Source organism: Alteromonas sp. BZK5 (genome assembly GCF_014349115.1).
Classification (GTDB): domain Bacteria; phylum Pseudomonadota; class Gammaproteobacteria; order Enterobacterales; family Alteromonadaceae; genus Alteromonas; species Alteromonas macleodii.
The window spans coordinates 1-9054 of record NZ_JACSOE010000110.1 but is presented as its reverse complement, the minus strand read 5'-3'; the positions used below and the strand labels follow the sequence as shown (position 1 = coordinate 9054).

General features: G+C 46.2%; 3 protein-coding genes. All 3 read left to right on the top strand.

What is annotated here, in order from left to right:
- On the top strand, nt 1-6055 hold a 6055-nt coding region (locus BIZ39_RS19095; RefSeq protein ID WP_187447741.1), incomplete at its 5' end, for a pectinesterase family protein.
- A 144-nt stretch (nt 6056-6199) separates the two neighbouring features.
- Entirely contained in the window at nt 6200-8023 is a 1824-nt protein-coding gene (locus BIZ39_RS19090) for a DUF885 domain-containing protein (RefSeq protein WP_187447740.1), read from the top strand.
- A 221-nt stretch (nt 8024-8244) separates the two neighbouring features.
- Nucleotides 8245-9054: phage integrase SAM-like domain-containing protein (locus tag BIZ39_RS19085; RefSeq protein WP_187447742.1), on the top strand; the 810-nt coding region annotated here is incomplete at its 3' end.

Here is a 9054-nt window from a genome sequence, read left to right as displayed (position 1 = left end):
CCTCCCCCCCGACCCAGCACTTACTGGCGTATTTGTTGATAGCCCCGTTGAAGGAATCAATTATTCCTCTGCTTCTGTGGAAAACGGTACCACTAATGCGCAGGGTGAATACTCTTACTTCAGAGGCGAACAGCTCGCTTTCAGCATTGGTCAGCTGACGTTTCCAGAAACACCAGCATCGAGCGTTATCTCTCCTCTTGACCTGTTCGCAACTGACAACCCTTTTAACCAGTCGGTCGTAAACACGCTTCGACTTTTACAATCTCTTGATACCGATGGCGACCCAAGTAACGGTATATCGCTAAGCGCCAGTGCTGGCGATGTGGCGGTAGCTACGCTAGACGAAGGGCAAACCATTGAAGACTTCTTTAATCAATCTGATGCAGATTTTGCAGCCGATGTAGAGGTGTGGCTTGGTTCTGCTGGCGGAGCCAGTGCTACGCTTGTGGATAAAGCACAGGCTATCAGCCATTTCGTAAATTACCTTGAAGCCGAATTAGGTACGCTGTTCCCTAACACCTTTGATGTAACCCGCTTCACAGGCGACATTTACGCACCAACACTGGAAGGCAGAAGTGTATCTCAAGCCACTTACACCTTTACGCCAGACGACGAAACGAACTTGTCAGGTACATTCGTAAGAGTGCACGGTGAGGAAAGCACAACGGGTAGCTATGAATTCTCTTTTGGACGAAAAGTCATAGCCCTTAGCTACGGTGAGCAAACTGAGTATCTTATTTCCCGTGCTTTCAACACGGTTAACGAAGTATACAGCCTGTGCGTGATATCCCCAGATAACGCTCAGTCTATGCCGTTAGTGCTGCATGTTGAAAGCTGTCTTGCCAACGAAGACCCGCAAAACTACCTGTTTGCTTTTACCCAGGAACAAGCAGATGTTGAACTGGCAAAGTTAGAGGAAGCAGCGAACTCTATCCAGGCAGCGCTTGAAGAGAATTTTGATACCGACACCGATACGTTTTTCTCATCGTCGTACAAGCGTTTAAGTGAAGAGCCAGACGCTGGCGCGCTTTATTATGTAACAGGTGGCAGCCCACTAGTCGATGCCACCACAGGTCAACTTACCCTTGAAGGCGATCGATTCAGCATAGGTAATGCTGCAGCCAACCCAGGTGCCAATACGTCGGCATCAGATACGGTAGGCATGGGTATTTATAACCTTAGCGAAGGTTTTACCATCAGCTTCGACGTTATTTCTCACAATGGCGGCGGTACATTTAGCCTTTATGTAGATAACAACACCACAGGGCAAGATAACTCTGTACACGGTGCTGCTTCTAAGTTTGTAAGCGAAAGGTTAGCGGACGGCACAATGGTACCCGGCACGCGATTTACCTATACCTATGAGCCAGGTGACGATATTAGTGGCGGCGATCCTAGTGCACCTGACGCGAAAATTCTCGATAGCTCGGTAACCAATAGTTTCTTCCAATTGCGCACAGATTCGAGTGCCACTATCACTATCGATAACTTAAAAATTGAGACTGTAGCTGACGCAGTTGACCCAGTGCCTCCGGTTGAGCCTGAGCCTACCGAACCTGAAGAACCCGAAGTCATTCCCAGCATACCGCTGCCGCTTTCCTATACCTTTGCAGGTGAAAGCGAGGATATTTTCTCGACAAACTTTGCCGCGATTGAAAATGCAGCGGGTGAGCAAGTCGCCATGTTTACCATTACCGGTGGTTCGGTAACGCAAATTGACACTGGTATTCAGCTTGACGGCGGACGCTTTACGCTTGGTAATACTGAGCCAGATACCCAAAGCTCATCTGACGATACCTCATCAACCGGTGCACTGGATTTGAGCCGTCCTTACAATGTTATCTTTGATGTCATTTCTGCTGAAGATTCCGAAGGCGACAACAAATTCCAGATTTACGTGGATAACAATACTTCTGGCAGCGCCAACTCACACCTAGGTTCAGATTCTCGTTTCTTTAATGAGCCTGTGCTCGATTTAGTACCGGGAACCACTATGACAGTAGAAGGACAGATAGCAACGCCTAACTCGTACCTTCAATTTAGAACGGAAAGTGGCTCTATTGTGGTCATCGACAATATTCGCATTGAATATATTGATGAAAACACCCTGTTAGAGGAGACGTTTGAAACAGACGCTGACACCTTCTTCAGCCCTGAATACAAGTCGACCGATGGTGGTGCGACACCGTTTTATAGCGTAACGGGCGGCGGCTCAGGTTTAGTGATCTCCGAAGGCCAACTAGTCATCGACAGTGCACGCTTTACCATGGGCAACAGTACACCAGATACAGACACAACCGCTGATGACATTACTACGACGGGTATATTAGATTTAAGCCGTGAATATACCATTAGTATGGACATCATTGCCGTTGAAGACAGTGAAGGCGACAACAACTTCCAGATATATGTAGACAACAACACCAGCAGTAGCAGCAAATCGATACATGGTGGCGACTCTAAATTCTACAGCGAGCTGGTTAATAACCTTGTGCCAGGACAACGCCTAACTATCGATGGATTTATTGGTACACCCACCTCGTTCCTACAGCTTCGTACTGAAAGTGGCGGCAAAGTGGTTATCGATAACTTTGTTATATCGTATGTGGGTGAAGCGCCAGATGACAGCAAGTTTAGCTGTGAAAATGAACCACAGCTTTACTTCTGTGACGACTTTGCATCGGGCTCTTTAGATAACTTCACGCTTATTTCAGACGACGCAGGCTCAAACGGCCCACAAGGCACGTTTGATGTTGTAGAAGATGACGGCAACAAAGTGATGCGCTACACCGCTGGCGGTGAAGGTGGCGAAATTTTCTTGGTTAAAGAGTCGGCGCTAAGCAACCTTCCAGAAAATGGAAATTACTTTGTTGAAGCGCGCATTCGTCCAAGACAAAACAGCACTACGCGAAACAAACAGATCTTCCTTCTAGGTCGTTATGATAGCGCTGGAAACTGGTACGGCGGAGGTTTGAATGTACAAAACTCATCGAGCAGTACACAAGTGGAAGTAGCGGTAAGTACCGAAGGCAGTATTTCTCGCCCTGTCCAAGCTAAGTCACCGATTGTACTGGGTGAAAAAGACGGAACAGACGGCACGTGGTATCGCGTACGTTTTGAAATGGAAAACGAGAAACTCACCGTTTATTTAGACGGCGAGAACATGGGTACAGCAGAAGACACAACCTATAGCGCAGCGGGACTGATTGGCCTTTTCACTAATAACCGCTCGTTCGAGCTGGACGATTTAAAAGTAGGTGACCCCGCTGTTAAACCAGTTCAACTTACTCTGGATTTCAAAGAAACAGAGTGGGAGACCACCACCAGTAGCGATCCGTTATTCGTTTACGTTACCGCAGTACAAAACGACGGTATAACTGAAGACACGTTTACCGTAACCAGCAGTGATGCGAGTGTGGTCAGCGTAGAGCAGCAAGGTCCACAAGTTACCATTACCCCTCGCGCTGCCGGCAGCGCAATGGTAACTTTTACTTCTGGCTCTGACCCTACGTTAAGCAAACACATTGCCGTTAATGTTGGCGAAGGCTTCACAATGCCTACCGCCACCTATGGCGACTTATTCCCGGATACCACACCTTATTCGGGCAATAACAATGCGTATCCCGATACCCTACTCTCGTTAACCTTCGACAGCGAACCCACCTTAGGAAGTAGCGGTGAAGTGCGCATTTACAATGCGACAGACGACACCCTGGTAGACGTTATCAATATTGCAGCTGATGAAGACTTTATTGGCTTTGAAGGCCAAGACAGACAGCGCAAAGTGGCTTACCGCCCAGCATCAGTTGTAGGCAACAAATTAGTGATTAAGCCTCATACAAATGCCCTTCAATATGGTCAGTCGTATTACGTAGCCATTAGCGATGGTGCGGTAACCGGCGCAACGCTAAATGGTGAAAGCTTTAGTGGTATTGGCAAGAGTGCGAACTGGCGCTTTGCAACAAGAGCCGCTGCACCTTCTGGCGCGAATGTTACCGTAGATGATGACGGCGAAGCGGATTTCCGCACGGTGCAAGGTGCGCTTAATTACGTGATGCAAAACGTAAGTAGCGATACGCCATCTCGCATTACGATTCGTGACGGTGAATATCAAGAAATGCTGTTCCTTCGCGGTAACAACAATGTCACGCTTCAAGGCGAGAGCCGAGACAATACCGTGGTGTACTACGATAACTTTGAAAGCTTTAACAGCGGTAGCGGCAAGAGCGAAGCACCTGCGGCGGGCACGCCATCAGGCGGAAGAAGCGTATTTTTAGTGGAAGGCGTAGATAACCTGACGCTAACGAACTTCACTTTGAAAAACTCACACATCAGAAGCAACGACTACTCTAACCAAGCTGAGACGATTTACTTTAACAGTGATTCAGGTCGTCTAACTGCCGTTGATATGAACTTTGTGAGTGAACAAGATACGCTGCTGTTAAAAGGCTTTAGTTGGTTCTACAACTCATTGATTGCCGGCAACGTTGATTTCATTTGGGGTTACGTAAATACCGCACTGTTTGAAAACAGCGAAATTCGCACCATTGGCGACTCTAAAAATGGCAACCCTAACGAAGACACAGCGGGCGGCTACATTCTACAAGCTCGCGTACCTGATATTTCTTATAAAGGGTTTATCTTCTTAAACAGCAGCTTCACCAATGGCCCAGGCCCTATTGGTAACGGTGTACTCGACGACTCTACGTATATTGCAAGAAGTGGCGGCAGCGCAAGCTACTTCGACAATATTACGCTTATTAATAACCGTTTCGACACCCACATTGCCACTATCGGCTGGGCGGGCGAAGGAGTACGCGACCAACCTGCACCAAACCCTAGCCCTGCAACCGCAGCAGCTGGATGGCGTGAATACGGCAGCATGGATATGCAGGGTAACCCGCTTGATCTTTCAAGCCGTCAGTTTGCCCACATTCTTACCGACAGCGAAGTGACTGAACTTACCAGCAGAACGGCAATATTCTCTCACTTTAATAACGGCGAAGGCTGGGTGCCAAGCGAGCCTAACTTACCGAATGTAGCACCTGCTCCAACGCTTGATGCGTACGGTTTTGCGCAATACAACTATGCATTAACCGGCGGTGCTGGCGGTACGGTAGTAACCGTCGATAACGGTGCTGATCTGCAGGCGGCGTTAGATAGCGCAGCGAACAGCAACACCCCAGTAACGGTTTATGTAGATGGCACCATTACCGACGCAAACAATGGCGGTACGGGCTCACCGATTGAAATAAAAGACATGAACGATGTGTCAATTATCGGGGTTGCAGACAGGGGCGAATTCGACGGTATTGGCATCTTAATCAGACGTGCAAATAACGTGATTATTCAAAACCTGAAAATCCACCACGTGCTTACTGATGGAAAAGACGCTATCTCTATTGAAGGTGATAACGACGGCTCTACCACCAGCAACATTTGGATTGACCACAATGAGCTTTACAGCACATTGTCTGTGGACAAGGATTTCTACGACGGATTAGTAGATAGTAAACGCGGCGCGAAAAACATCACTATCTCTTACAACTACCTTCATGATCATTGGAAAGCCTCGTTACACGGCCACACTGAGAATGATGTAGACAGTGATAATACCGAGCGTTTAATTACCTTCCACCACAACCGCTTTGAGAATATCGAGTCACGTTTACCGTTATTCCGCTACGGTCACGGTCACTTGTATAACAACTATTACAATCAGATATCCTCTACGGCAATCAATTCAAGAATTGGTGCAGAGCTACAGGTAGAAAACAATGTGTTTGAGAACACGCAAAACCCAATTGTTTCTTTTTACTCAGACGTTATTGGATATTGGAGCACGTCAGGCAACCTGTTTGGCGAAGGCGTAACGTGGACAACGCCAGCTGATGGTGACGTTGTAGCAGGACCTGATGCCACGCCAACATCCAGCTACGAAGTGCCGTACGACTACGTACTAGATGATGCCGACGTGGTTAAGCAGCGAGTTATCAACTACTCGGGCGTAGGTAAGATCAACCAAAATGCCGATGACATTCCTCCGTTAAACTAACTCCCAAAAGAGTTAGCACAAACAAAAAAGGCGCTGCTCTATGAGCAGCGCCTTTCTTTTTAAACCGGGTTCATAATTACCATTTACTTTTATTAAGTTTTTCCGTTAACGTAAACGTTGGATGAAATTCGGACAATAATAACGATGAAACGATTTTTTAAATGGATTGGTACTGGTTTACTGGTAATTGTATTGGCAGGCGGTACTTTTGCTGCGCACGAGTGGTATGCGGATAAACCTTTTTACTTTAATAACCTACTTAACCGAGAAATGGTGAAAGTAGCTTTTGATAGTCCTGAAACCTTAACCTCTCTCGGTTTTTTAGAATCAATGGGCATTAAAGGCCACAACGCCGAGCTTGATGACGTTAGCCAAGAAAAAAATGAAGCCTTGTTTGTAAAAGCTCATGATATACGAGAAAAAGTTTTAGCGTATGACGACGAAGATTTAAACGACGATGAGCAGCTTTCAAAAGAAATCACGCTGTACTTGCTTGATTATCTCATTAGTAACGAGCCGTTTCAGTATCACAGCTACCCAGTAAACCAGCTTTTCGGTGTACAAAACGGGTTTCCAAGCTTTATGGAAGGTCAGCATCAGATTAATGATGCTACCGACGTAGAGAACTATTTAAGCCGTTTGCGTGCCGTAGACGAGAAATTCGCGCAAGTACTTGAAGGGCTTAAGCTTCGTGAAGAAAAAGGCATTATCCCTCCGCGGTTCGTAATAGACCGCGTACTAGATGAAATGAATGGCTTTATATCTTCGCCAATAGAAGAGAATATTCTTTACAGCTCACTGAAAGAAAAGATGTCTAAGGCTGAAGATATCTCTTCAGAGCAGCAAGACGCATATTTAGCTGAAGCTCAAACAGTCATAGGTGATGACGTTGACCGCGCCTACCAGCTATTTATAGATTACTTCACCACGCTTCAAGCCAAAGCTGGCAATGACCACGGCTACTGGCATTTACCTGACGGCGACAAAGTGTACGCCAATGCGCTGCGTTTTTTCACTACCACCGACATGACTGCCGACGAAATTCACAACCTAGGCTTAAAAGAGGTAGCAAGAATTCAGGGCGAAATGTTGACTATTCTTGCTGGTGAAGGCTACGACGTAACTCAGGGCTTCTCTAGCGCGATGGACGCGTTGGCCGCCGATCCTTCTCACTATTACGAAGACAGTGATGAAGGCCGCGAGCAAATTCTAAAAGATTACCAAACCATACTTGATGAGATTGATGCAGGTATAAGTGATGTATTTAGAATTCGCCCTGAGGCCGGCATGGAAGTGGTACGTATTCCGGAGTTTAAAGAGAAAACTGCACCTGGCGCCTACTACCAGCAACCCGCTATTGACGGCTCTCGTCCGGGACGATTTTATGCCAACTTGTATGATATTAAAGCAACACCTAAGTACAGTATGCGTACATTGGCCTATCACGAAGGCATTCCGGGCCATCATTTCCAGGTAGCCTTGGCGATGGAACTGGAAGGCATGCCCTTTATTCGCAAAATGTCGCCTTTTACTGCCTACACCGAGGGCTGGGCTTTATATTCAGAATACTTAGCATGGGAGATGGGCTTTCAAGATAAACCTCTAGATAACTTGGGGCGCCTTCAAGCTGAACTATTCAGAGCAGTACGCTTAGTGGTAGATACGGGTATTCACGATAAACGTTGGACCCGTGAAGAGGCAATTGACTATATGGTACGCAACACAGGTATGGCGCTTAGCGACGTTACATCTGAAATTGAGCGCTATATTGTTATGCCGGGTCAGGCCACCTCTTACAAAGTGGGCATGATTAAGATTTTAGAAATTCGTGAGAAAGCGAAACAAGAATTAGGCGATAAGTTCGACTTACGCGATTTCCATGACGTGGTACTTAAAAACGGTGCGGTGCCACTTGCCATTCTTGAAGAATTGGTGGACGAGTATATTGCAGAAAAACAGGGCGCATAGCCTTACGCTCTAGATTTGCTATACAAACAAAAAAGGCGCTGCTCTATGAGCAGCGCCTTTCTTTTAAGCGTTAAGCTTGGGGGATGTTTACATCAAAGTACCCCAAATACCCACAATTCCCTTAATCCCTGACTACTAGAGGGATGTAAGCCACTTGGCGTTCCACATTCCGTTATACACAGACTTATAAGGGGATTAATTAGACTAAATTAAACAAACACATTAAGAAACATCACGACACCTACGTTTATCACCGCAGAGTTCCAAAAGCACTTGCACATTTATATAAAGGTACACATATTACTTTCAGTCTGAATACGAGCTGTATAAAAGTAGCCAGATTAAAACGAGACAGATACAACGGCCAACTTTCAATTCAAATGCAATCCGCATTGAGTCCAGAAAGAGAAACCTTTAAGAAACACCTACAGGTCGCTGAGGAATACGCTGAGGGGATTAAGGATGTTAATTCAGGTCTCTTTTATGATGACTTCTTCCCTCGAACCCCAATTGCCCACGCAGCATATAGACAGGTTGCTTATGGTGAAACAAATCATCCATATACTTACACTATCAAAGAAGCTCTGAGCAGCCTGCTCGCCCGTAAGACCTCACTGTCAGACGATACAAAGCAAAAGATTAATTCATCCCTCAAAAGGTTTCTCACCTTTATGGGAGTCAATGATATTGGTCTTCAGGACATCGATAAAAAATCTGTTGTGGCATACGTTGAACACCTTGGCGATGAATATGCTCATGGCACCATTGCTGCTCATCTGTCACGCCTTAAGTCAATTTGGACTCATGCTTTTCAAGTGGGTGAAATATTCATTAAGCAAAGTCCATTTGAGGACCGTGACTTAAGTCCATATAAAAGTGGATCATCACAGCGTAAGCAACTGTTCAGCACTGAGCAATTACGTAAGGTATTATTGCATGTTCCGGCCCATTCCGATCACCCATTTCGGTTCAATCCGATCACTGATTTCGGTCTAATCCGATCGCCTATTTCGGAGTTATCCGATCAAAAA

Excerpts from the sequence above, each read along its gene's own strand:
- BIZ39_RS19090 (WP_187447740.1), top strand. The coding sequence starts at position 6,200 with ATGAAACGATTTTTTAAATGGATTGGTACTGGTTTACTGGTAATTGTA.